This window comes from Wenyingzhuangia sp. IMCC45533 (assembly GCF_054111225.1).
Genome location: NZ_CM134197.1, coordinates 1,874,027 through 1,897,191 on the forward strand (window position 1 = coordinate 1,874,027; position 23,165 = coordinate 1,897,191).

General features: G+C 30.0%; 21 protein-coding genes and 1 pseudogene. 8 read left to right on the top strand and 14 right to left on the bottom strand.

Annotated features, from left to right (window positions below):
• Positions 1-3 precede the first annotated feature (3 nt).
• The 7 genes from rfbB to ACXGQW_RS08360 are packed head-to-tail and all read right to left on the bottom strand — an operon-like array spanning position 4 to position 5,419.
• On the bottom strand, positions 4-1,017 hold the full coding sequence (gene rfbB / locus ACXGQW_RS08330; RefSeq protein ID WP_457821876.1) for a dTDP-glucose 4,6-dehydratase: 1,014 nt from the start codon (positions 1,015-1,017) through the stop codon (positions 4-6).
• A complete protein-coding gene (gene rfbD, locus ACXGQW_RS08335; RefSeq protein ID WP_457821878.1) occupies positions 1,014-1,871 on the bottom strand; it encodes a dTDP-4-dehydrorhamnose reductase in 858 nt (285 codons plus the stop codon). The genes rfbB and rfbD overlap by 4 nt, the downstream gene beginning before the upstream one ends.
• Positions 1,864-2,436 carry a dTDP-4-dehydrorhamnose 3,5-epimerase gene (gene rfbC / locus ACXGQW_RS08340; RefSeq protein WP_457821880.1) on the bottom strand — a complete coding sequence of 191 codons (573 nt, stop codon included), beginning with the start codon at positions 2,434-2,436 and terminating at the stop codon, positions 1,864-1,866. Before rfbC ends, rfbD begins: the two co-directional genes overlap by 8 nt.
• A complete protein-coding gene (gene rfbA, locus ACXGQW_RS08345; protein WP_457821882.1) occupies positions 2,436-3,311 on the bottom strand; it encodes a glucose-1-phosphate thymidylyltransferase RfbA in 876 nt (291 codons plus the stop codon). The genes rfbC and rfbA overlap by 1 nt, the downstream gene beginning before the upstream one ends.
• 4 nt (positions 3,312-3,315) lie before the next feature.
• Entirely contained in the window at positions 3,316-3,732 is a 417-nt protein-coding gene (ruvX, locus tag ACXGQW_RS08350; RefSeq protein WP_457821884.1) for a Holliday junction resolvase RuvX, read from the bottom strand.
• A gap of 1 nt (position 3,733) precedes the next feature.
• Entirely contained in the window at positions 3,734-4,564 is an 831-nt protein-coding gene (locus tag ACXGQW_RS08355; protein WP_457821886.1) for a glycosyltransferase family 2 protein, read from the bottom strand.
• Between the two features lie 42 nt (positions 4,565-4,606).
• Positions 4,607-5,419, bottom strand: coding sequence for a zinc-binding alcohol dehydrogenase (locus tag ACXGQW_RS08360; RefSeq protein ID WP_457821888.1), 813 nt, complete (start codon positions 5,417-5,419; stop codon positions 4,607-4,609).
• A gap of 138 nt (positions 5,420-5,557) precedes the next feature.
• Here ACXGQW_RS08360 and ACXGQW_RS08365 point away from each other — a divergent pair, with 138 nt between their 5' ends.
• Both ACXGQW_RS08365 and ACXGQW_RS08370 read left to right on the top strand, forming a co-directional pair.
• Positions 5,558-6,430: an ATP-grasp fold amidoligase family protein gene (locus ACXGQW_RS08365; RefSeq protein WP_457821890.1), complete on the top strand. Its 873-nt coding sequence runs from the start codon at positions 5,558-5,560 to the stop codon at positions 6,428-6,430.
• Between the two features lies 1 nt (position 6,431).
• Positions 6,432-7,541, top strand: coding sequence for a glycosyltransferase family 9 protein (locus ACXGQW_RS08370; RefSeq protein WP_457821892.1), 1,110 nt, complete (start codon positions 6,432-6,434; stop codon positions 7,539-7,541).
• Here ACXGQW_RS08370 and ACXGQW_RS08375 read toward each other — a convergent pair.
• From ACXGQW_RS08375 to ACXGQW_RS08385, 3 genes are read right to left on the bottom strand one after another with little or no spacing between them, the layout of a single operon-like run.
• Positions 7,538-8,302 carry a lipopolysaccharide kinase InaA family protein gene (locus ACXGQW_RS08375; RefSeq protein ID WP_457821894.1) on the bottom strand — a complete coding sequence of 255 codons (765 nt, stop codon included), beginning with the start codon at positions 8,300-8,302 and terminating at the stop codon, positions 7,538-7,540. The genes ACXGQW_RS08370 and ACXGQW_RS08375 overlap by 4 nt on opposite strands.
• Positions 8,302-9,879: a DUF5672 family protein gene (locus tag ACXGQW_RS08380; protein WP_457821896.1), complete on the bottom strand. Its 1,578-nt coding sequence runs from the start codon at positions 9,877-9,879 to the stop codon at positions 8,302-8,304. The genes ACXGQW_RS08375 and ACXGQW_RS08380 overlap by 1 nt, the downstream gene beginning before the upstream one ends.
• An 11-nt stretch (positions 9,880-9,890) precedes the next feature.
• Entirely contained in the window at positions 9,891-10,799 is a 909-nt protein-coding gene (locus ACXGQW_RS08385) for a glycosyltransferase family 2 protein (RefSeq protein ID WP_457821898.1), read from the bottom strand.
• A gap of 102 nt (positions 10,800-10,901) precedes the next feature.
• On the opposite strand from ACXGQW_RS08385, the gene ACXGQW_RS08390 reads away from it, so the two are divergent.
• On the top strand, positions 10,902-11,642 hold the full coding sequence (locus tag ACXGQW_RS08390) for a glycosyltransferase domain-containing protein (RefSeq protein WP_457821900.1): 741 nt from the start codon (positions 10,902-10,904) through the stop codon (positions 11,640-11,642).
• On the top strand, positions 11,639-12,370 hold the full coding sequence (locus tag ACXGQW_RS08395; RefSeq protein WP_457821902.1) for a glycosyltransferase family A protein: 732 nt from the start codon (positions 11,639-11,641) through the stop codon (positions 12,368-12,370). The genes ACXGQW_RS08390 and ACXGQW_RS08395 overlap by 4 nt, the downstream gene beginning before the upstream one ends.
• A gap of 495 nt (positions 12,371-12,865) precedes the next feature.
• On the opposite strand, the gene ACXGQW_RS08400 is transcribed toward ACXGQW_RS08395, so the two are convergent.
• Both ACXGQW_RS08400 and ACXGQW_RS08405 read right to left on the bottom strand, forming a co-directional pair.
• Positions 12,866-13,726 (bottom strand): glycosyltransferase family 2 protein, encoded by an 861-nt coding sequence (locus ACXGQW_RS08400; protein ID WP_457821904.1) that lies wholly within the window; start codon positions 13,724-13,726, stop codon positions 12,866-12,868.
• 2 nt (positions 13,727-13,728) lie between these two features.
• The gene (locus ACXGQW_RS08405) at positions 13,729-14,742 is read right to left on the bottom strand and encodes a hypothetical protein (protein WP_457821906.1); all 1,014 of its coding nucleotides are present in this window, start codon (positions 14,740-14,742) and stop codon (positions 13,729-13,731) included.
• A 102-nt stretch (positions 14,743-14,844) separates the two neighbouring features.
• Here ACXGQW_RS08405 and ACXGQW_RS08410 point away from each other — a divergent pair, with 102 nt between their 5' ends.
• The 3 genes and pseudogenes from ACXGQW_RS08410 (at position 14,845) to ACXGQW_RS08420 (ending at position 18,317) form a co-directional block, all read left to right on the top strand.
• Positions 14,845-15,726 (top strand): glycosyltransferase family 2 protein, encoded by an 882-nt coding sequence (locus ACXGQW_RS08410; RefSeq protein WP_457821907.1) that lies wholly within the window; start codon positions 14,845-14,847, stop codon positions 15,724-15,726.
• A 116-nt stretch (positions 15,727-15,842) separates the two neighbouring features.
• A pseudogene (locus tag ACXGQW_RS08415) lies at positions 15,843-16,998 on the top strand (IS256 family transposase).
• 116 nt (positions 16,999-17,114) lie between these two features.
• Positions 17,115-18,317, top strand: coding sequence for an IS256 family transposase (locus ACXGQW_RS08420; protein WP_457821909.1), 1,203 nt, complete (start codon positions 17,115-17,117; stop codon positions 18,315-18,317).
• A 447-nt stretch (positions 18,318-18,764) separates the two neighbouring features.
• Here the strand turns inward: ACXGQW_RS08420 and ACXGQW_RS08425 are convergent, their stop codons facing one another.
• Positions 18,765-19,751 carry a hypothetical protein gene (locus ACXGQW_RS08425; RefSeq protein WP_457821911.1) on the bottom strand — a complete coding sequence of 329 codons (987 nt, stop codon included), beginning with the start codon at positions 19,749-19,751 and terminating at the stop codon, positions 18,765-18,767.
• Positions 19,748-20,755, bottom strand: coding sequence for a glycosyltransferase family 2 protein (locus tag ACXGQW_RS08430; protein ID WP_457821913.1), 1,008 nt, complete (start codon positions 20,753-20,755; stop codon positions 19,748-19,750). Before ACXGQW_RS08430 ends, ACXGQW_RS08425 begins: the two co-directional genes overlap by 4 nt.
• A gap of 568 nt (positions 20,756-21,323) precedes the next feature.
• Between ACXGQW_RS08430 and ACXGQW_RS08435 the strand changes: the two genes are divergently transcribed.
• Positions 21,324-23,156 (top strand): ABC transporter ATP-binding protein, encoded by a 1,833-nt coding sequence (locus ACXGQW_RS08435; RefSeq protein ID WP_457821915.1) that lies wholly within the window; start codon positions 21,324-21,326, stop codon positions 23,154-23,156.
• Positions 23,157-23,165: the final 9 nt, after the last annotated feature.

Sequence of the window (23,165 nt, forward strand, 5' to 3'; positions counted from 1 at the left end):
TTATCACGAATTGTATTTTTCTAAGTACCATTCAATTGTTTTGATAATTCCAGATTCAAAATTTTCATTTGCTTTCCAGTGCAATTGAGTTTCTATTTTTGTAGCATCAATCGCATAACGTCTGTCGTGACCTGCTCTGTCTTCTACGTAATCAATCAAATCTTTATAGCTCCCTTCCTTCTTGGGTTTCAATTGATCTAGAATTTCACAAATTTTATCGGCTATGTAATTGTTATTTCTTTCGTTTCTCCCTCCAATGTTATAAACTTCTCCAGAAACACCACGGTGGTAAGCTAAATCAATCCCTTTGCAATGGTCTAAAACATATAACCAATCTCTAATGTTTTTACCATCTCCATAAATAGGAATAATTTCATTATCTAATGCTTTTCTAATCACGGTGGGTATGAGCTTTTCATCATGTTGCTGCGGACCATAGTTGTTAGAACAGTTAGTGATGACTGTATTCATACCATAAGTATGATGATAGCTACGAACTAACATATCGCTACTTGCCTTAGAGGCACTGTAAGGAGAGTTGGGAGCATATGGAGTAGTTTCTGTAAATAAACCAGTTTCTCCTAACGTTCCATACACTTCATCCGTAGAAACATGTAAAAACACACAGTTTTCGTATCCACTTTTAAAGGTAAATGGTTTATCCATCCAATGTTTGTAAGCCACATCTATCAAGGTAAATGTTCCGTTTACATTAGTTTCTATAAAAACTCCTGGATTACTGATAGAGTTATCTACATGAGACTCAGCAGCAAAATGAATCACCCCTTGAATATCATTTTGTGTAAATATTCTTTCGATAAGATTTCTATCGCAAATATCCCCTTTGATAAAAGTATGTCTTGGGTGATTTTCTAGATCTTTCAAGTTTTCCAAATTACCAGCATAGGTTAGTTTGTCTAAACTGATTAATTTATAATTAGGGTGAGATTCTATAAAGTGATATATAAAGTTTGAACCAATAAATCCTGCGGTTCCTGTTACAAGTATTGTTTTCATGATAATTTGCTTAAACAATTCGATAAAGATTGTTTCCAATGAAGAATTTCAATATCAAAGGTTTTTTTTATTTTATTTTTGTTCATTAAACTGAAAAGTGGTCTTTCAGCAGCAGTAGGGTAGTCTTTTGTTTGAATAGGTAAAACTTTGCAATTGGTTTTGGTTTGACTAAAAATTTCAAAAGCAAAATCATACCAACTACAAACTCCTTCGTTAGCATAGTGATACACCTCCACCTCTCTATTGTTGATGTTTGGTAGAATATCTAGAATAGTTTTAGCCAAATCATAAGCATAAGTAGGAGTTCCAATTTGATCTGCTATAATGGTTAATTGGTCTCTATTTTGTGCCAATTTTAGCATAGTCTTTACAAAGTTGTTTCCAAAGGTAGAGTATACCCAAGAGGTTCTAATGATGATAGAATTGTTCGGATTATTTTTAATCATAGCCTGTTCTCCCAACCATTTGGTTTTTCCATAAACATTGATGGGGTTTGGAATATCATCCTCTGTAAACCCTTTGTGATTGACACCATTGAACACGTAATCTGTAGATGTGTGAATTAATTTAATGCTTAATTCCTTGGCAGTAATACTTAAGTTGTGGGTAGCTGTATTGTTAACTGCGTTACAGATATCGATTTCCTCCTCTGCTTTGTCAACAGCTGTATAAGCCGCACAATTTATGATAACATCAATTTCTTTAAGCTCACAAAACGTTTTGATAGCGTTTAAATCTGTAATATCTAACGTTTCAGCATCTGTAAAAATAAAATTGTGTTGATATTGTTCAGACAAATATCGTATTTCTGAACCTAGCTGCCCATTAGCACCAGTTACGAGAATATTATTCATAGTAATTTGTATTGTAATCTAATAATTCAGCATTTTGCAACGATGGATTTTGAGTATCTTTTTCGGATAGTATAAAATCAGTTTGGTCTAATTTCCAATCTATATTTAAGCTTTTATCGTTGTAAGCAATTCCTCTTTCATTTTCAAAACTATATGGAGCATCTACTTTATAGCTAAATATGGCTGTATCACTTAATACGATAAATCCATGAGCAAAACCCTTTGGTACTAACAATTGCTTTTTATTCTCGGCGGATAGTTCTACAGCTACATGTTGACCGAAAGTAGGAGAACCCTTACGAATATCCACAGCTACGTCTATTACAGCCCCATGAATAACTCTTACCAATTTTGTTTGTTCAAAGCCGTTGATTTGATAGTGTAGACCTCTTAAGACTCCTTTAGAAGAACTAGATTCATTGTCTTGACAAAATTTTATTTTATAACCTAAAAACTCTTTAAGAGTATCTTCTTTAAATGATTCCATAAAATAACCTCTATGATCTCCAAATACTTTGGGTTCACATACAATTACATCATGTATTTTTGTTCTCGTATAGTTCATTATCTTTTAGCTCTCCTAATTAAATATTGTCCGTATTCGTTTTTGTGCATTTCTTTACCAAGTTTGATAAGTTGTTCTTTATTAATATAACCTTCTTCATAGGCAATCTCTTCTATACAAGCTATTTTTAAACCTTGCCTTTTTTCTATGGTGTGTATAAAGTTAGAAGCTTCCAACATAGATTCGTGTGTACCTGTATCAAGCCAAGCATAGCCTCTCCCCATTACTTGTACATTTAACTTACGTTGTTCTAAATATGCTTGGTTAATTGACGTAATTTCCAACTCTCCACGCTCACTAGGCTTAATTTTTTCGGCAATTTTCACTACACTATTAGGGTAAAAATAAAGACCAGAAACAGCATAATTACTTTTAGGTTTCTTGGGTTTTTCTTCTATACTCAAAGCGTTGTTATCATTGTCAAATTCAACTACACCATACCTATCTGGATCACTCACGTAATATCCAAAAACAGTTGCGCAATTATTTTCAGTGGCACAATGGATAGAACTGTGTAACAAAGAAGAAAACTTAGGGCCATAAAATATATTATCTCCCAATATGAGAGCTACATCATCGGTTCCAATAAATTCTTTACCTATGATAAATGCTTGAGCCAGACCTTCGGGTTTTGGTTGAATGGCATATTTAATAGAAATACCTATTTGTTTACCATCGCCTAAAAGATTTATAAACCTATCTTGATCCTCAGGTGTTGTAATAATCAAAATTTCTTTGATACCCGCAAGCATTAAAACCGATAGTGGGTAATAAATCATAGGTTTATCATAAATAGCCAATAATTGTTTAGAGGTTGCTTTGGTTAATGGGTATAATCTTGTTCCAGATCCACCAGCAAGTATAATTCCTTTCATAACTTTAAGCTTTAATGTTGTCTAAATATGTTTGTAAAATAATAGTTGCACTTATTTTGTCAACCAATTGTTTGTTTTGTCTTTGCTTCTTTTTTAATCCACCACTTATCATAGCATCAAAAGCTAATTTAGAAGTAAAACGTTCGTCAACTCTAGTTAGTGTAATATGTCCAAATGTCGCTTTGCATTTTTGGATAAATTCCTGAATGTATATTTCAGATTCACTAGCGAGCCCATTCATTTGTTTAGGCTCTCCAATAACAAATGTACTAATACTTTCTTTTTTAACGATGGTTTGTAAATAGGGAATCAATTGTTTTGTCTCGATGGTATCCAGACCAAAAGCAAAGGTGGTAGAGTCGTCTGTGATTGCCAAACCGGTCTTTTTAGTACCATAATCAATAGCTAGTATTTTAGACATATTATTGGTTTTTAGATTTGTTAATCCCAAATTCAGTATAACTTTTCTTTTGTTCTTTTGTTTCTTTTCTAATTCCTAAGTTTTTATTGATGGACTCTTGCGTTGCATATCCTCTAGGGTGATCTAAATGAAGGCAAACAGTATTATATCTAATTTGTATGGGTTTTACACCCAGGTTTACTAATCTTTCTCCCAATTCTCTATCTTGTCCACCATATTGCATTCGTTCATCAAAACCGTTCACAGTTACGATGTCTTTTTTCCATCCAGAAGAATTATGACCATTCCAACTTGGAGTGGTAGGGGTAACAAAATTTAAAAATTTACTTTTTGCTATTGATGCATTAATTTTGTTGTTTTTAAAAGAACTTTTCATTCCTTTCTCTTTTAGCCACTTTTTATCAAAACAGTTTCCTTTTTCAATATCTTCTTTAGTGATTAATTTAGATAATTTCATGGGAAGTTTATGATATCCTCCAGATAAAAATGCACCATCTTCTCTTTTGTTTATATGTGTTTCTACAAAATTAGGCATTGGAATACAATCTCCATCCGACATCAAAATATAATCAGTTTCGCATGCTAGTATAGCCTTATTTAATATTTGAGATTTTTGAAAGCCATTATCTTCATGCCACACATGTTTAATTTTATAATCTACCTCATTAATTATTTGTTCTATCAAATCAATGGTTTCTTGTTTAGAACCATCGTCAGCAATTATTAATTCAAAATTTTTAGTTGTTTGCTGATTATAACCCCATAGTGTTTTAGCTAACCATTTAGGTGCATTATAGGTACTGATGATAACAGAGATAGTTGTTTTATTCATATTAATTAGTTGATTAATATTTTGCAAGCAAAAGTAAGATAATTAAAATTTCAAACTAAAATGATTGGTTAAATTAATCCATTGCTTTTTGTTTAAATCTTTGTCAACATTTTCTTTTTTTAATGAAACCCACTGAGTACCAATTATAGGAATTGGAGCTGGAGGAGGGTTTTGAGATTGTATGGATAAAATGTTGTTAATGAGAGACATAGATTTGAACCATAAATCATCTGCCTTTGGTGCAAGTTTTAAAAAAAGTTTTTCATTGTTTAGTTCTTTATAAAGTACGTTTGGAGGATATAATACTCCGTTGGCTCCAATGGGTAAAATTAATTTAGGATTTGGATTTTTTATTCTATGTTTCCAGTTTTTATAGTTTAGTAATTGACCATTTTCGTCGTATAAAATGTTTCGAGTTTGATTACCAATGATATAATTAGGGAACTTTAGATGTTCTTTATACGTAGTTTCCAACCACTTGGCATTATATATAAAATCATCATCGCAAGTGATAATTACCCTTGTGGGATATTGTTCTATCGTATGTATTAGTTTTTTATGAGAACAATGTAAATGAGTAAATTTTATTTCAAAAATATCTCCTGTTAGATTTAATAATTGTTTAGGGATTTTATTTTTTAGATCGCTATTAACCCAAAGAAGAATTTTTTCGGGACTGGCTGTTTGGTTTAAAAGACTTCTTAGTGTAATATGAACCTTAGAAAGTCTACTTTCGATAGTTGTGAAAGAAACAATAATAGGTATAGTATTTTTTCGTTGTTTAATCCTTTCTTTAGACAGTAAAAGTATCTTAATTGTTTCTATTAAAGACTTAGGGATTTCTTTAAGTTTCATAATGTTTTTTAACTTAGTTCTGTTTAGTCCAACTAATTATTAGTCAAAAATACCCACTTATATTTATATCGAATCAGAATTCTACAGAAAATTAATTATTTAAGTTTAAGTAATTATTTTAATAAAAATCTTTTGCAATTGAAATTTAGACGTTTTTGGGTTACCATAGTTAAAAAATGTAAGTTTTTACATCAAAAAACTTATGTAAGATATTATCACGAATATTATTCAGGAAAACAATTAGATTATGATGATTTAAAAGATTTTAATGAAAAAATACAGTGGTATAAGGTTTTTTATCATCTAGAAATATTAACACTACTCGTGGATAAGTATTCGGTTAAAGATTATGTGAGAGAAAAAGTGGGAGAGCATATTTTAAATGAAACGATAAAAGTTTATGAAAAATCTTCTTTAGTGGATTTTAAAGAATTACCAAATCAATTTGTTATTAAAGGAGTACATGGTTGTGGGTTTAATTTGATAGTTTCTGATAAAAGTAAACTAAACAAGTTACGAGCGAGATTTTTGTTAAAAAAATGGATGATGAAAAATCAATACTATAGAGGTGGTTTGGAGTGGGCTTATAAAAATGTTAAGCCTAGGTTAATGGCAGAACCTTTTTTGTCTGAAAACGGAAAATCTCCAACGGATTATAAATTTTATTGTTTTAATGGTGTCCCAACTTATGTAAGAATTGATTCTTATTCAGAATCTACCAAGACAAGATGTTTTTATGATATGAATTGGATAAAACAAGAGTTTACAAAAGGAGCTTCACCTTTAACAACGTACGAAATAGAAAAACCAATAAATTTTAATGAAATGATAGAAATAGCTGCTAAATTATCCGAAGGTTTTCCTTTTGTTAGAGTAGATTTGTATGCTATTGAAGGAAAAACCATTTTTGGTGAAATGACTTTTTACCCAAGAGATGGTAGGTCTTGGTTTTATCCATATAAGTATAATAAGATTATTGGTGATTTACTTGTAATTCCTAAAAAAGTATAAAATGAAAGTTTTAGTTATCCAGCAAAAAATGATCGGGGATGTTTTGGTTAGTTCTATGCTATGTGAGCAAATTAAAAAACAATACCCAAATGCGATAATTCATTATTTAATTCACGCGAAAACTAAAGATGTTGTACTGAATAATGCTTATATAGATAAACTTGTTTTTTTTAATTCTATAGAAGATTCTAAGCCTATAAATTTCTTAAAATTTAGTTTTTTTTTAAGGAAAGAAAAATACAATGCTGTTATAGATGTTTATGCTAAAATTGGTACGGCTATTTTAAGTTTTTTATCGGGAGCTAAAACAAGAATTTCTTATAAAAAATCGTATTCGAGCTTTTTATATTCAACATCTATTACGAAATCTACATTAGCTAAAACTAATATGGGATTAACAATAGAAGAAAGGGTGAGTTTATTAACGCCCCTAGGTGTAGATATTGATTATACCTGTTATCCTAAGATTGCAGTTACAGATAATGAAAAAAAGAGTGTTGATAAAATATTGGAAAAACACAATTTAGATAAATCTAAAAAAACATTTATGGTAAGTATTATTGGTAGTGCAGCTAATAAAACGTATCCATTAAAATACATGTCACAAGTTGTAGATACCATAGCAGATACTTTGGATTGTAATTTGTTGTTTAATTATATTCCAAATCAATTAGAGCAAGCAAAAATGGTTTATAATAATTGTAAAGAAACTACCCAACAAAAAATATATTTTGATTTGTTGGGTAAAAACTTGCGAGAATTTATTGTGTTAATGAGTTTTTGTGATGCAATTATAGGAAATGATGGAGGTGCTATAAATATCGCTAAAGCACTAAGCAAGCCTTCTTATATTATTTTTTCTCCATGGATAAATAAAGAGAGTTGGAATACTTATGAGGATGGTAAATTCCATATCACAGCACATATTAAAGACTATAATATAAAAGAGTTAGAAGGAGTGAGTAAAAGTGAGTTAAAAGATAATGTAGAAAAATACTATAAACTATTTACTCCTGATTTGTTTTTAAATGATGTGGGAAAGTTTGTTGACTTTATCAATAAAGCAGACATGGAAAATTATAAAATTAGTGACTCTATAAAAGTTCACTAGTTGTTTTTCCAAAATTTTAATTTTCTCTTCATTTCTTTTTTTCTTTTAAATTGATTTTGAAATTCAGTTACATAATTATTCATTGTTGTGTAAATTACATTTTCATCATTACCGCTAACGATAGCATATTCATTAGCCATTATTTTAATGAGACTTTGTTCTTTAGTTAAGCGCGCAAAATTTTTCATTCTTGTTTCAAAATCTAATTCTTTGAACTCCATTCTGTTTAGATCGACCAAGTAAAAGTCATAAACGTTATTTAAATTTTTCTTTATCAACGTATTTCCAGGAGAATGGTCCAAAAAGTGAATTCCTTTTTGGTGCAAATTAAATGTAAAACGAGTAAAAGCACGCAAAATAGCTTCATGATTAGGATAATCCAAATTGGTAGTTAATTCTCTATAAGTTAAATCGTAATTTAAATGCTGACTGATGTAGTAGCTTTTTTTTAAAAAGAAAATAGATTTAAATTCAAAAAAAGCGATAGGTTCTGGAGTTCCTATGTCCAATTTTGTTAGTTTATTAGCATATTCATAACTTCTTTGGGCTTTACTTTTTCGTACAAACCTATAGACTAATTGATTAATTAGATTAGGAACTTTAAACGACTTTACGTTAATAACATCACCATCTAAATCAAAAAGTTTGAGAGAGTTTCTGTTTTGGTTTCCATAATTTTTTCCAAACGTGTCAAAATTATGGATAATATGATTTAACTCTTTACGATATTCGTCAAATTTAAAACTTATAGTACAATGCATTATTTGCTTTTTAAATACCTCATTTCAGGAATAACTTCTTTCCAGAAATTAATAACTTTAGGTTTATTTATACCATGACAACCAAAAGGTAATCTACCTTCATTTAGGTTTATTGCTAGTTTGGGTTTTCTGTCAACGGCAAATTTTATAGCCTTGGTATACTTAGGGATTCTATATTTTTTAAACAATTTAGGGGCTTTGAAAGACCAAAATACGTCTTCCATTAATTTATAATCCTTTGGATCTCTTTTTAGTTCTGAGTTGATGGTGTCTTTAAATTCGTGTGTAATTTTAATAAATGTTTTCGTTTTTCTTAATGAGAAACCACCATTACCAACATTAAAGAAAATTTTAGACCTTCTTTTCTTTTGATGACTGTCGAACCTAGAGAATAATTGTTTGAAAGTATTATTTTTGCTAGCCATCCAAGGAGCACCAATGTAGTCATAGTTTTTATCGCACCAATATAGCAATCTATCACTAAAAACATAGCAATCTAATTGATATATTAGCATGTAGTTATAGGCTGAAAATCGAGAGTAAAATTCATGGCTAAGTAGCATTTTATTGTATCCTAAAATTCCATCAAAATAAGAATTATCAAATTTTTCGATCAATACGTGGTTATCAATATTAATGGGGGAACAATCTAGATGATTTGGGGCAGCAAAAATAATATCGTAATTATTTAACGTTTTTATGCACTGATTTAAAGAAATTTGCTCAATATCGCTTAAATCAGTTGTGTATACTGGAATTACAACACAAACTTGTTCTGTTTTGTTACTGTATGGCAAGTACTTATCACATCCATTCGACGTCCAACTATTACTTTTTATTCTGGTTTCTTCTTCAATTTTATCGTTAATTGCAAGATTGTTTCTAGGCGTTTCTTTGTGGTATATATGGTACACTATACCACAGTACCTTAGTCTTTTTCCAGATAGACCATAATTATGAAATCTTACTGCCAATTCAGAGTCCTCACGTCCCCAGCCTTTAAAGTCCTCGTTATATCCATTAACAGCTTCAAAGTCAGTTTTAAAGAATGAAGTATTACATCCTCTATACTTAGGAGATACAATATCAGTATTTAAAAATGCCTTACTTAATAAGTTAGAATGTATGGCTCTTGTTCTGTTTTTGATAAGTTTTGAAATAGGCTTAAATTTAATTTGTTTGTTGATAAACAAATTACTAACAGCATCACTTTTTATATTAACTCTTGAACCAAATAAATACGAACCTTTTTTTAAGTTACTCAAATGATCTTCTATAAACTTTTCATGTAAAATACAATCTCCGTCCACTTGAATAATATAGTTCCCTTCAGATTTTACAATAGCTTTGTTTAAGATTATAGCTTTTCTAAATCCTTTATCCTCATGCCAAACATGTTTTAACGGGATTGAAAAAAGTTTCTTGTATTTGTTAACTAAATCCCTTGTTTCGTCAGTAGATCCATCGTCAGCTATTAAAATTTCATTTGGCATAATAGATTGTCTTAGGATGCTATTAAAAACAAGTTCTAGAGCTTTATGCCAATTGTACGTAGATATTACTAAAGAGCTTTTCATGTAAAAGTGGATTAAAAACGGATTGTTTGTTTTTGTTTGAGAGAGTTTTCAAGATACTTTCCTGTGATTATAGCAATCCCGATACTCCAATATTTAGGTTTAAAGATTATTTTGATAAACATTAGTGTTTTCAAGAAAAAATGTTTTACGTACCAATGATTTTTTCTACTAATATACAGTTTGGAAATTTTAAATTCTTTTTGGATTGAAGAATTCGTTGAGGTACTAGCCTTATGCAAATGCTTAAAGCTTGTTTCAGGAACCAAGTTGCTAGTAAAACCTATTTTTTTAATGCGATAGCAAATGTCCATTTCTTCATAATAAAGAAATAAGTTGGTGTCAAATCCCCCTACTTCAGAAAACACGTTCGCTCTAAAAAACATGAAGCATCCTTGTATAAAGTCTACAGACAGGTTTTCAGTGTAATGTTCGCTACGTCTTTTAGGGTGTCTACTTGTGATTTCTACGAGTTTTCTCCCAAGCAATTCTTTTCTGATTCCATGAAAATAGTCAAAACAACTGACGGGAGTATTTTGAATGTTGTACTGTTGGGGTGTACATACACCAGATACGGGATTCTTTGAAAAAAAATTGATTAGAGAAGAAAAGCAATCTTCTGTAAAAACAATATCATTATTGATGTATGCCAAATATTTACCATTTGCTTTTTGGGTACCAAGCATATTTCCACCTCCGAATCCGAGATTAATATTGCTTTTTAATAATGTTACATTGTAGTTTAAATCTGAAAGTAAAGTAAGGAGTAGTTCATATTCTTTAACACTAGAACAATTATCCACAATTATAAATTCGATTCCGATTGAAGAGGGGGTGTGTTCTATAACAGATTGAATAAAATCTAAGGTTAAGATGCTGTTATTGAAGTTGACAGATATAATACTAACATCAATATTTTTCATTCATTTTTTTTAAAATCAAAACAAATTTAGATAAAAGAAACAATTTAATAAGAGTAAACAAATGAAATAAATTCTATTTTTATGAAATAAATTTTTACAATCATGAAAATAGTTGTTTATACAGCAGCTTTTGGCGAGAACTACGGTTTTGTTCCTCAAAAAGAAGAATTGGGTGTTGATTATGTATGCTTTACAGACGATCTGAGCAAAGTACCCAAACCATGGAAAGGGGTAAAGCCTAATAATCTTGATATGAAATCAGACTCTTTGAGAAACAGACACATAAAAATTTTACCACACTTATATTTAGAGGATTATGATTTTAGTGTTTACATTGATAGCAATTATTTGATAATAGGTAGCATGATAAGTGCAGTTAAAGAGATGAAAGGTTATAAAATGGGAGTTTTTGATCACAACCAAGCATCTGATAAAAGGGATTGCATATACGAAGAGTATAAAGCTATTTTGGCACTAGGTAAAAAGAAAAATAAGTTCAAAGATGACCCCGAAATAATGAAGAAGCAAATAAATTTTATTTGTAAAGAAGGCTTTCCAAAAAACTACGGGTTAATTTTTGCAGGAGTGTTGTTAAGGGAACATCATGATAATAATGTTGTAGCGTTGATGAATCAGTGGTGGTATATGGTTTCTACTATGAGTAAAAGAGATCAATTAAGTTTTGATTATGTGAGATGGAAGAATAATTTTAAAAGATATGTATTCAAAGGAGACTTGCGTAAGGGGAATCAGTATTTTTATAATCTAGGGACCAATAGGAAGAATTATTGGAGGAAAATTATTGAATTTAAATTAAAAAAAACATTAAATATAATTAAATGAGTAATCACGACAAAGTTGAAATAAGTTATGTAGTTCCTTTTTACATAGAAAATTATTCTACGGACCACATGATGAAATTCATTGAATATTACGAAAATTTTGCAAGTGACATTTTAGATAAAATACACTTTATTTTTGTGGATGATTGTTCTCCTAAAAGCATTAATATTAATACGGAAAAAATAAATTACTCCTTAGTTAGAATTACTTCTGATATCAGGTGGAATCAAGGGGGAGCTAGGAATTTAGGAGTGACTTTGGCTAAATCTTCAAAAATAATTCTAACAGATTTTGATCATTTTTTTACTGAAGACTGTGTTAGGCATTTGCTAAGACTAAGATTACCCAATAAAATATATACTTTTAGAAGACAAAAAGAAGGTGCTAAAATTAATAGTGCTCCTAACATTTTTTTTACTACTAAAAGTGTTTTTTATAAATCATTAGGAGTAGATGAAGAGTTTTGCGGAAATTATGGCTACGAGGATATTTATTTTAGATTATTGCAAAAAAAACTGAAAACTAAGTTCAGGAAAATCAGAAGGTATCCTGTAATCTTAAAGGAACACAAAATATCTGTTACCAATAAGCAACATTTTTTAGTTAGAGATACTTCAGTAAATAAAAAACTATTTAATAAAAAGTTAGAATTACTAAGGCAAAAAGATTTTTTTAAGAGTCACAGTAGGACTCATTTGAATTTTAGCTGGGAATTAGTAAAGCCGTAAAAAACAACAACGGAGTGATAGATTTAGATGGTGCGCTCGCAAAAGTAAAGCTATTAAAGTTGGAACTGATTTTAAGTTTTAATATCAGTTGGTGAAATTTATACAACTTTTTGGAATAGTAACAAAATTAATAAACTTCGTTTTACGTGTGTTTTATTACGTTTATATGAATTTTGAAAAATAAAAGAAGTCAGATTAAACGTTCTACCTTGAAGAAAAACTTTTTTATATCAGTTACAAACAGGAATTAATCGTAATCACCATAACAGAATCAAAAAAAAGAGCTTGGAAACGTCTATTTTCTAAACATAGTGTTCATCTCGACTTACTAAATTGTAATTTTAAACTCATTCTGTAAGCAATGTAGTAATAAGATAGTATCAAAAAAGTATCAGATTATGAGGAGGTATTAGAGCCAGATTCTATAGTTGATGTAATTAATTTTTGACTAAAGAAAAGATGTTAGCATAACTCTAAAAAGCGACCAACTAATTACTAATACGAGTTGAATACAAATTTTAAAGCTTTTTTTAGTCGATGTAAAATTACTCTTGGAAATGAGTTTTGTTTGAAAGCTAGAAATTTTTTTCTTTGAGTTGTTAACTCGTTATTAATCCTGTTAAAAAACTCCCTTTTCTGGTTTGTTTCTATACTATCATATATATATATGTTAGCTATCTGATTGTTTTTAAACATCAATGGATCATTCTTACTCATGTTATTGTTATGAGCTCGGTACAATGCGTCTTTACGATCATAAAAAAAAATCAATGGATTCTTTTTTGTTATATTTATCCAAAACAACCAATCCTCCTTCGCTCTTAAATTTTCATTAAATCTAACCGATCCTATAATTTCTTTAGAAAAAATAGCGCAGTGTATAGGTATAGTAAAACTTAAATCCCATTTTAGTAATATAGAATTAAAATCTAGGGTGTAGTCATTAAGATTAAATCGGCTTTTTTTCTCTTTTTTATTTTTTGAGTTGAATCTCAAAAAATTTGAAATAACGATGTCGCTTTTTTCGTTCCTGAAAAAAAAAATAGATTTTTCTAGTTTATCAGTAGTTATCAAATCATCAGAATCTAAAAAAAGAATGTACTCTCCATCGCATATATTAATTCCTACATTTCTCGCAGCACTTAAACCTTTGTTTTCTTGTTCAATATATCTAAACCTATTGTCGTGTCTACAAATTTCTTTTGATAAAATATTAGTATCGTCTGTAGAACCATCATTTATAATAATGGCTTCCCAGTGGGGGTAGCTTTGGCTTTTTAAAGAGTCACATGTTTCATTTAAAAATTCAGCTTGATTATAGCAGGGTATTATTATTGAAATCAAATTGTCTGTCATAATTAATTAGGTAGTTTAGTTTCAAACCAATTTATAAAACTGTATTTATGCTTAATTTTTTCAGAAACAGTTTGATAAGGTGATTTTATAAAATTTTCTAAGTTTTGAATATCATCATGATCTATGATAAAGATGTTTTCAGATTTATAGAAATCAGCATTAATAACGTTTTTATTATCAGTAATAACTTTGTTTTCGTGTATCAAGGCTTCGAAAAACCTTAATGAGTATCCGTTATGTCCATTATCTCCTTTAATAGTAAAGTCCAGAATGACGTTACTAGCTTTAGACATTGCCAGCGTTTCATGATAAGGTATTAGTTGGTTTAAAAAAGAAATGTGTTTGTTTTTATGTTTATTTGCAATTTCTGTTTTTTTTTCGCTAATAAGTACTTTTATAGTTAGGTTATAATTAGTTAACTTTTCACAAATATACTCAATGTTACTCCAACGATTTTGTACATAAGCACCTATGTAAAAAACGTCTAGTTGTTCGTAAATTTTGTTCGGTTTGTTGTGTTCAAAATAGAAATTAGTAGTGATGTCCATGTTGTCATACAAATCTCTATAATTGTCTAAATCTCTTTTTTCAAAAACGTAAAATTTGTCAAAATAGGAAATACGAGTGTGTATGTCTGGAAATCTGTCTATGCCATCCCAATGGTAAGCAATGTTGTAATTAGTAACTCTGCAAATTTCTTGAATTGTTTTTTCGGTATATAGATCTGCTCTAATAACTAAAGAATAGTCAAAGTGGTTTTCGGAAAATTGACTAAGTAGTATTAAAAAAATTTCTTCATAGTATTTTGAAATAAGCTGATATTTATAGTTAGGGTCCTTTAATATGTTCTTTCGATATAATTTAATCAACCGAATTTTTAGTGATTTGTGTTTTTTCGGTATATAATTTTTGAAAAGTAAATGGAACACTTCATAATTATTTTGTTCAAACTCCCATGTAATATTTTTGTAAATATCAGAGTATTCGTGTTTAGCTAGAAGGATTTTTTTTTTCATTATTCGAGTTAAAACAATTTTTAAGTTAGTAGTTAAATAGTTGTTTTTTTTTGTTTAAAATGTCACAATATAGAATTATATTTGAAAATAAAAACAATCTCGATGAAAAATGTTGTTTCTGTGATAGTACCTTGTTATAATCAAGAAGATTATGTAATAGAAACCTTAGAATCCGTGTTAAATCAAACATATCGAAACTGGGAATGTATTATAATCAATGATGGATCTACTGATAATTCGGAACAAATTGTTAAAGATTTTATAAAAATAGATTCAAGGTTCAAGCTATTCACAATAGGAAACAAAGGGCTTTCTAATGCAAGAAATATAGGTGTGTCAAAAGCATCCGGAGAATATATACTACCTCTGGATTCGGATGATAAAATTCACGAAGAATATTTGAGTTTGGCTGTAGAGGAATTTATAAAAGACGCGTCAACTAAGTTAGTATACTGTAATGCTGAGCTTTTTGATTATGAAAGCGGATTTTGGGAATTACCCGTCTACAGTTATAATTACTTATTTTATGGCAATTGTATTTTTTGTACAGCAATGTATAAAAGAGGAGATTATTTCTCGCAAACGAGTGGTTACGACGTTAACATGGTATATGGCTACGAAGACTGGGAGTTTTGGTTACAACTTTTAGACAAAAATTCAAGAGTAGTGAAGTTAGAAAAAATATTGTTTTATTACAGAAGGCATGAGATATCGATGAGCAAGACGATACTACAAAAGGACAGGTCGAAATGGACATACGATTATGTGTATAACAAACATTTTGAAAAGTATATGCTCATAATAACGGACATAATTAAAAAGGAATTTCCGTATAAACACAGAGCTACATTTCTAAATGGCATAAAAAAAGCTAATTTTGATGTTTATTCGTTGTATATCGAGCATAAAAAAGTAATAAAAAGAACCCCCTGTCTTAAAATAATTACGAGACTGAAACTTCTTTTCAAAAGGATGTCACTTTAAATTTTAGATGTGATTGTCTAGCTAGAAAATAGCACTCTATCTCTAAGAGTGTAAGTTTTAGAAATAGGTTTCGAACATTTTCAAAACTTATTTTTTTATTAACTTTTAATTTTCATATTTATGAACCCAAAAAAGATACATTAAACGACGACTTTTTAAAGCTGTTTAAAACAGGAGATGATTTGAGCAACCTTTAGTAAGAATTTGAAAACGAGATATTGAAAAATGCTAGAAGGAGAATTAGATACTCATTTTTGTTAGAACAAACACCAAGTCTAGTCTTGGAGATAATGTTCGTAATGGATATTCTAAAAAGAAGATAAAGACTACTCTAGGCGAATCAGAGATTTCAGTTCTTATAGTATAGAGATTGAAATTTTAACTCAATGACTGTTAAAAAAGGTAAAAACACTTTAGATGGAGTAGAAAACATAATCATTAGTTTTTATACCAAATAATGTCTGTGTCAAATATTGAACAACGAATTTTAGAACTTTATGATTTTAACGTTTCTAGCTCTACTATTTCTAGAATCATAGATAAAATAAATTTAGATATAGTCGCATGGAAAAACAGACCTTTAGAACCATACTGTCTAATTGTTTGCATGGATGGAATTGTATTCAAGGTTAGATAAAACAATAAAATTGTAAACAAAACTATTTACATAGTTGTAAGACTTGGAACTGATAGTAAAAACGAATTTTCTGCTTTATTGGTGACTATTTTAACTGATATCAAAGCTAGAGGAATCCAAGATGTTCTAAATTACCGCTACAGATAATCTTAATAGTTTTACCGATACCATTGAACAGTATTCCCAGAATCAGTCATACAAATATGTGTAGTACATCAAATCAGAAACTCTTTCAAACATCTAGTATGGAAGGATAGAAAAGAATGTACAAAAAATATGAGGGAAATTTCACTTCTCCTACCAAAAGAGCTGCAAACAGTTAAATAAAAATGGATCGCAAAGTATTTACATACTATTAAAAATTAGGGAAATAACTAGGATGAGTTGACGGTGTTTTTTGATTTTCCTGTGGAGATTAGAAAGATTGTTTATGCAACGAATTTAATCGAGAATCTTAATGGAAAAATCATAAAATATAACAAAAAAAACTTTCATACCCAAAAGATGATGCAGTATTAAAATCTGTCTTTTTTGCTTTGAGAGAGTCAATTAAAAAATGAACCATACCGATTAGAAATTGGGGAGTTATCCTAAATCAATTTTTAGCTATATTTGAAAACAGGATTCAGCTGTAAAAACTAAACCCTATTCATGATTTGGTAGTGTCCAAAAAACTGTGTAAACAGAAATTAGGCGGGGTTTTAAAACCCCGCCTAATTTTTTGATTAATTTTATAACACACAGTTTTATTATGGATGATTTAAAAAATCAATTTTCACAAAGTGGTCTATTAAAAGGCCTAAAAACAGAAGACGATTTAAGTAATTTATTAAATGAATTACACAGTGCCGCTTTAGAAGCTATGCTTCAAGGAGAGATGGATGCTCATTTAGGCTATCCCAAAAATGGTAAACGCAGCAATACTAATGCTCGCAATGGTAGCACTACAAAAAAAGTAAAGAACCGCTTCGGTCAAAGCGAGATTAAAGTTCCACGTGATCGCAATAGTGATTTTGAACCTATTGTGGTTCCTAAACACAAAAGCACTTCACTGTCTATAGAAAATATCGTGATTTCGCTTTATGCAAAAGGTATGAGTGTTTCTGATATTGAAGATGAACTTTATCAAATTTATGGCTATAAGCTCTCCACATCATCTATATCTATTATCACAGACAGAATCAATCAAGAAGTATTAGAATGGCAAAACAAGCCTTTAGAGTCTGTTTATTGCATAGTTTGGATGGATGGAATTGTATTTAAAGTTCGTCAAGGAGGAAAGGTTGTTAACAAAACTATTTACTTAGCCGTAGGGCTCAACAGAGAAGGCCACAAAGAACTATTAGGAATGTGGTTAGGAATGAATGAATCTGCCGCTTTTTGGCAAGGAGTACTTACTGATTTAAAGGCTAGAGGGGTTGAAGATATTTTGGTAACTGTTACCGATAATCTCAACGGATTCACACAATCCATTAAAAATGTGTTTCCAACAGCAGATACTCAAATCTGTGTGGTTCATCAAATTCGTAACAGTGCACGTTATGTGGTTTGGAAAGACAAAAAAGCTTTTACAGGAGATATGAAGCATATTTACAATGCTCCTAATAAAGAAATGGCTAAAGCCGAATTAGACCAGTTTGCTGAAAAATGGAATGATAAATATCCTTATGCAGTACAATCTTGGCGTAACAATTGGGAGGAACTTACCGTGTTCTTTGATTTCCCTTTAGAAATCAGAAAAATAATTTACACTACCAATCTAATTGAAAATCTTAATGGCAAAATTAGAAAATACACTAAAAACAAAATGAGCTTCCCAACAGACGATGCCTTGAAAAAATCAGTTTATTTATCTTTGATGCAAATTACTAAGAAATGGACCCAGCCAATTCACAATTGGGGACTAATTCTTAACCAGTTCTTAACTATATTTGAAAAAAGGGTTCAGCTTTAAAAAAGTTAAACCCCGTAGAATTTTTGTTTACACAAAATATTGGATACTGTCCATGATTTATACAAATTAAGGGACAGTGTCTAGAAAAAAATAGATAGCAATCAATGCAGTGTTGAAATAACGTTCTTAATTGATTCTCTTAAGTTCTTCCACAGATTCGTTGTTTTTTGGACTGCAAATTCCCGCTCCAGCATTCTATTTATTCCCTCAGCAGTAATTCTTCTAAAAAGAATTATTTGTCTAGGTTATATCAGAATTTAGATTATTTTATTTTAGATTTCTTATCTGAATAATGTAAATAGTTTTCATTCTGTTGCTTTGATAAGCTGCTTATCTCAGTCATTTCTGGACTCTCTTAATTTGAGTTTCTATAAATACCGTAATTTTCTAGCATCAAGTATATATATAAAGCTGTCGTTCTGAGTTTATACAACAGCTTTTTTTAGATTATTTCACAAAAGATTCAAACCAATTTATAAAAGAATATTTTTTTGAAGTTTCATTGTCAATTTTTACGTAAGGTAAATTGATAAAAGAAATTAGGTCATCCTCAATATTGTCTCTATCTTCGAAAATAAAGATATTATTGGGATGATAAAAATCGTTTTTCTTCACCGATGAGTTAGTTGTTATTATTTTTTTACCATAATGAATTGCCTCAAAGAATCGATAGGATAAGCCTTTGTGTTCTTGTATTAACAAATCAATTATTATTTTCGTAGACTTAGTTAAACTTATATTTTCTTTATAATCTATAATATGATTTACAAATTGAATATCTTTATTGCCGTATTTCTCAATATTTTTAGGTATCTCAGGTATCTGACAAAGTATAATTTTTATATTCAGTTTTTTGTCTTTTAAGATACTGTATATTTTCATCATATCTTCATTTCTTTTTTCAACAAAGGCCCCTAAATAAAAAATATCAATTTTTTCTTTTGCTTTAGGTACATCTTTATCGTACTGGAAATAATAATTTCCACCGACGCTCAGGTTTTCATATTTTCCGATATATTTCATGTAATCATCATCATCAAAAACAAGAAATTTATCAAATAAAGCTATTTTCTGGTGAATTCTAGGAAACCTATCTAAACCATCCCACTGGTATGCCAAGCTAAAATTAGATTTTGAAATGGCTTTATTAATTACTTCGTTACTGTAGTAGTCGGGTCTTATAAAAAAAACATAGTCAAAATACTTGTTAGGGAAAGTATCTAAAAGATCGATTATATCTTTTTCGCTATTACAAAGTATGTTGTTTTTTTTTGTTTTGTAGAATAGATTAAACATTTTTTTGCTTTCTTTCTTTTCTGGCCAATCTTTAATGCATATTGACGTGACGAGATAATTGTTTAATTCGAAGTCTTTTAAGACACGTTTATACATTCCGAAATGGTTTGGCGAACCAAATAATACTTTCTTTTTCATATTTTGTGTTTTCTTATCAACACCTCTAGCTTTAGAATGGTTTTGTAAGTAATCGTTTTTTTTATGGATATTAATTTTGCTTCTAATTCGTCACGTTTTTCACTAATACTGTTACTCAACGAAATTTGATTTTGTAGTTCAAGTTCCAAATTGTTTTGTTTGGTTTCTAATGATTTAATCATCTTAGCTAACTTGTTGTTTTCTGTAGTTAAATCATCAAACAATAAATCGGTTTTTTTCTCTATTGACTTCATCATCAGATTTTTTAAATCAGAACTGTGATTGGAGAATTGCATAAATATAGACAAACACTCAATTTCTTTGTGATGTTGTTTTAGTCTAGATATTCCAGAGTGTATTCCATTTTCATGAACGCGGTACACACCCATATTCTCGTCTAAAATTTTTATTTTTCTATTTTTTATTTGATTAATATACAAAGGCCAGTCTCCGAAGGGGAATAAATTCCACCACTCTTCAATTGTAAAATCATTTTTAAATAGGGCAGAAGAAGCGTAGATAAAATTACCATCAATCAGATCAGAAACATCTAAATTGTGTTTTTTGTTTTTAGGATGTTGCCAATCAACGTACTTTTTCTGTTTCTGAAACAGTGTAATCATTCTAGTTCCTACTATTCCATAGCCTTTGTTTTTTTTCAAAAAATCTACTTGCTTTTGTAGTTTTAATGGATCAGTCCAGTAATCATCACCATCACACAAAGCAATATATTTACCTCTGCATTTTGGAAACAAATACTTATAAGTAATTCTCTCTTTTTTTGAGTATTTGTTTTCTTTTTGGAAAATAGTTGTGATTCTAGCGTCGATAGAACAGTATTTCTCTATAATTTCTCTTGTGCTATCTGTGGAATTATCGTCGTGAACAATGATTTCAACATCAAAAGAAGTAATTTGCTTAGTAAAACCTTCGAGGGCTTTTAATATGTAATTTTCTTGATTATATGTCATACAACATATAGTTACGGTTGGGTTCGATATCATATTTAAACTGTCTAACTTTTTTGAGAGATTTTTCTATATTTAAGGAATAATTGCTGAGAGATTTGGTGTTAATTAAAGTTTGTTATTGATTACGTAATTTGACTTAAGTTCAAGATAATATTATTTTCTAGAATATAAATTATAATCTCCTATAGAAAGTAGGTAGTAGAAGTGTGTTATCTATTTACCTAGAATATTAAAAAGAACTTTAGGTTTTAGTATGTAGCAGTTCTAAATGTTAATTTTTTTTAATCAATACTTTTTAGTGTACAAAACGTTCAAAAGTTTTCCTTTTTTTATTGCATTGTTAATTTTATCCCAAATTAGTTGTTTTCTGTTATTGTTATAAACTCATTATTTCTAAGTAATAGAACCAATTCATTCCAATTGACTGCGTGTTTGTTTTTCTTACAAAGAATTCAAAACGTTCTTTTGTTTTAAAGAGGGAAGTTTTGATAATTGTTTTTTTATTTACTTTTCAAAAATATCAAATCCCTACGGCTTAGCAACAGGTCTTACCTAAAAATAATTATCTTAGCATTTCTTTATATTCAGTATAGTTAAAAACATGAAAAACCTCAAGAGATTTGCAAAGTACCTAATTCCTTATAAATCTTACTTCGGAGCAAGTATTTTTTTTAATTTTTTATACTCCTTTTTTTCAGCGCTGTCAATGCTTTCCCTAATGCCAGTGATGAATGTATTATTTAAAGAGAACGAAACAATATATGTCAAACCAGATATAAGTGGTATAAGTGATTTGAGCAAAGGTACTCTAGAGGACTACTTGAACTACTTTATAACCCATAATACCGAATTAAAGGGCCCGCTGAGTACATTATTATGGATGATGTTTTTTATGATCCTAGCATTTTTCTTTAAAAACTTTTTTGCCTATCTATCGATGGTTTATATGACTTACTTAAATAACGGAGTTTTAAAAGATTTACGAAATGATGTTTACAGAAAAGTAACAGCTTTGAATGTGGCCTTTTTTTCTGGAGAAAAAAAGGGTGATTTGATGGCTAGAATGACAGCTGATATAACAACTATAAAAAGCTCTTTTATGAGTGCGATAACGATGCTGGGTAGGGAGCCGCTAACTTTAATTTTCACCTTAGGAGCAATGGTATGGATTAGTTGGAAATTGACAATATTTGTATTGATTTTTTTGCCTATATCTGGATTCATGATTTCTAGGTTGGGTAAAACGATTAAGAATATTTCAGGAAATGTTTTTGCTATGGAAGGAGGGTTGTTGTCTAGAATAGAGGAAACATTGGGAGGTATAAAAATCATTAAAAATTTTACAGCAGAAAATTACTTCAAGGAGAAATTCAACGAACAGGCAGAAGAGATTAATGTAATGAATAACGTTATAGGCTCTAGAATGTCAATGGCAGGACCTCTGAGCGAGTTTTTGGGAATTATTTCCATTTCGATTATTTTTGTTTACGGTGGAACCCTAGTTTTAATAGACAAATCTTTAACAGGAGCAACGTTTATCACATACATAGCTCTTGCATACCAAATTTTAACTCCGGCAAAAGCAATAGCGAAAGCTAGTCATGCAATACAAGGAGGGAATGCAGCATCAGAGAGAGTTCAGTTTATTTTGGATGCTTTCAATCCTTTGAAAGACATTCCCGATGCTAAAGAAATCAATGGGTTTAACTCCGAAATAAAATTTAATAATATTTCTTTCAAGTATAAAGAAGATTTTGTGTTGAGAGATTTTAACTTAACCCTACCTAAAGGTAAAACTATAGCCTTGGTTGGTGAATCAGGTAGTGGAAAATCTACTTTAGCCAATCTTATAACTAGGTTTTACGATGTAAATGAAGGAAGTATAACATTTGACGGTATAAATATCAAGGAGATTACCACAAAGTCACTGAGAGAGCAAATGGGAATTGTGGCTCAAGATTCAATTTTGTTTAATGATTCTATAAAAAACAACATTTCTTTAGGGGTAGAGGCAAGCGATGAAGATATTATAAATGCAGCTAAAATAGCAAATGCTCATAATTTTATTTCTGAATTTCCTCAAGGCTACGATAGCCCTGTTGGGGACGGAGGGGGAATGCTTTCTGGAGGGCAAAGACAAAGAATAGCAATAGCAAGAGCTGTTATGAAGAACCCTCCTATTATGATTTTAGACGAGGCCACATCTGCATTGGATACTGAGTCAGAGAAAGTGGTGCAAGATGCATTGGAGAAGATGATGAAAAACAGAACTTCTTTAGTAATAGCTCATAGGCTTTCTACTGTCAAGAACGCTGATTTAATTGTTGTCATGAGTAAAGGCAGAATTGTAGAGAAAGGTACTCATGACGAATTAATCGCCATGGGGGGAATGTATACTAATCTGGTAAACCTCCAATCCCTCGAGGTAAACTAAATTACAAAT

Coding starts and splice junctions, on each gene's coding strand:
- ACXGQW_RS08420 (WP_457821909.1), top strand. CDS start 17,115: ATGGATGATTTAAAAAATCAATTTTCACAAAGTGGTCTATTAAAAGGC.
- ACXGQW_RS08360 (WP_457821888.1), bottom strand. CDS start 5,419: ATGAAACTTAAAGAAATCCCTAAGTCTTTAATAGAAACAATTAAGATA.
- rfbB (WP_457821876.1), bottom strand. CDS start 1,017: ATGAAAACAATACTTGTAACAGGAACCGCAGGATTTATTGGTTCAAAC.
- rfbC (WP_457821880.1), bottom strand. CDS start 2,436: ATGAACTATACGAGAACAAAAATACATGATGTAATTGTATGTGAACCC.
- ACXGQW_RS08370 (WP_457821892.1), top strand. CDS start 6,432: ATGAAAGTTTTAGTTATCCAGCAAAAAATGATCGGGGATGTTTTGGTT.
- ACXGQW_RS08430 (WP_457821913.1), bottom strand. CDS start 20,755: ATGATATCGAACCCAACCGTAACTATATGTTGTATGACATATAATCAA.
- ACXGQW_RS08355 (WP_457821886.1), bottom strand. CDS start 4,564: ATGAATAAAACAACTATCTCTGTTATCATCAGTACCTATAATGCACCT.
- ruvX (WP_457821884.1), bottom strand. CDS start 3,732: ATGTCTAAAATACTAGCTATTGATTATGGTACTAAAAAGACCGGTTTG.
- ACXGQW_RS08385 (WP_457821898.1), bottom strand. CDS start 10,799: ATGAAAAATATTGATGTTAGTATTATATCTGTCAACTTCAATAACAGC.
- ACXGQW_RS08375 (WP_457821894.1), bottom strand. CDS start 8,302: ATGCATTGTACTATAAGTTTTAAATTTGACGAATATCGTAAAGAGTTA.
- ACXGQW_RS08435 (WP_457821915.1), top strand. CDS start 21,324: ATGAAAAACCTCAAGAGATTTGCAAAGTACCTAATTCCTTATAAATCT.
- ACXGQW_RS08380 (WP_457821896.1), bottom strand. CDS start 9,879: ATGAAAAGCTCTTTAGTAATATCTACGTACAATTGGCATAAAGCTCTA.
- ACXGQW_RS08400 (WP_457821904.1), bottom strand. CDS start 13,726: ATGACAGACAATTTGATTTCAATAATAATACCCTGCTATAATCAAGCT.
- ACXGQW_RS08390 (WP_457821900.1), top strand. CDS start 10,902: ATGAAAATAGTTGTTTATACAGCAGCTTTTGGCGAGAACTACGGTTTT.
- ACXGQW_RS08405 (WP_457821906.1), bottom strand. CDS start 14,742: ATGAAAAAAAAAATCCTTCTAGCTAAACACGAATACTCTGATATTTAC.
- rfbA (WP_457821882.1), bottom strand. CDS start 3,311: ATGAAAGGAATTATACTTGCTGGTGGATCTGGAACAAGATTATACCCA.
- ACXGQW_RS08410 (WP_457821907.1), top strand. CDS start 14,845: ATGAAAAATGTTGTTTCTGTGATAGTACCTTGTTATAATCAAGAAGAT.
- ACXGQW_RS08425 (WP_457821911.1), bottom strand. CDS start 19,751: ATGAAAAAGAAAGTATTATTTGGTTCGCCAAACCATTTCGGAATGTAT.
- rfbD (WP_457821878.1), bottom strand. CDS start 1,871: ATGAATAATATTCTCGTAACTGGTGCTAATGGGCAGCTAGGTTCAGAA.
- ACXGQW_RS08395 (WP_457821902.1), top strand. CDS start 11,639: ATGAGTAATCACGACAAAGTTGAAATAAGTTATGTAGTTCCTTTTTAC.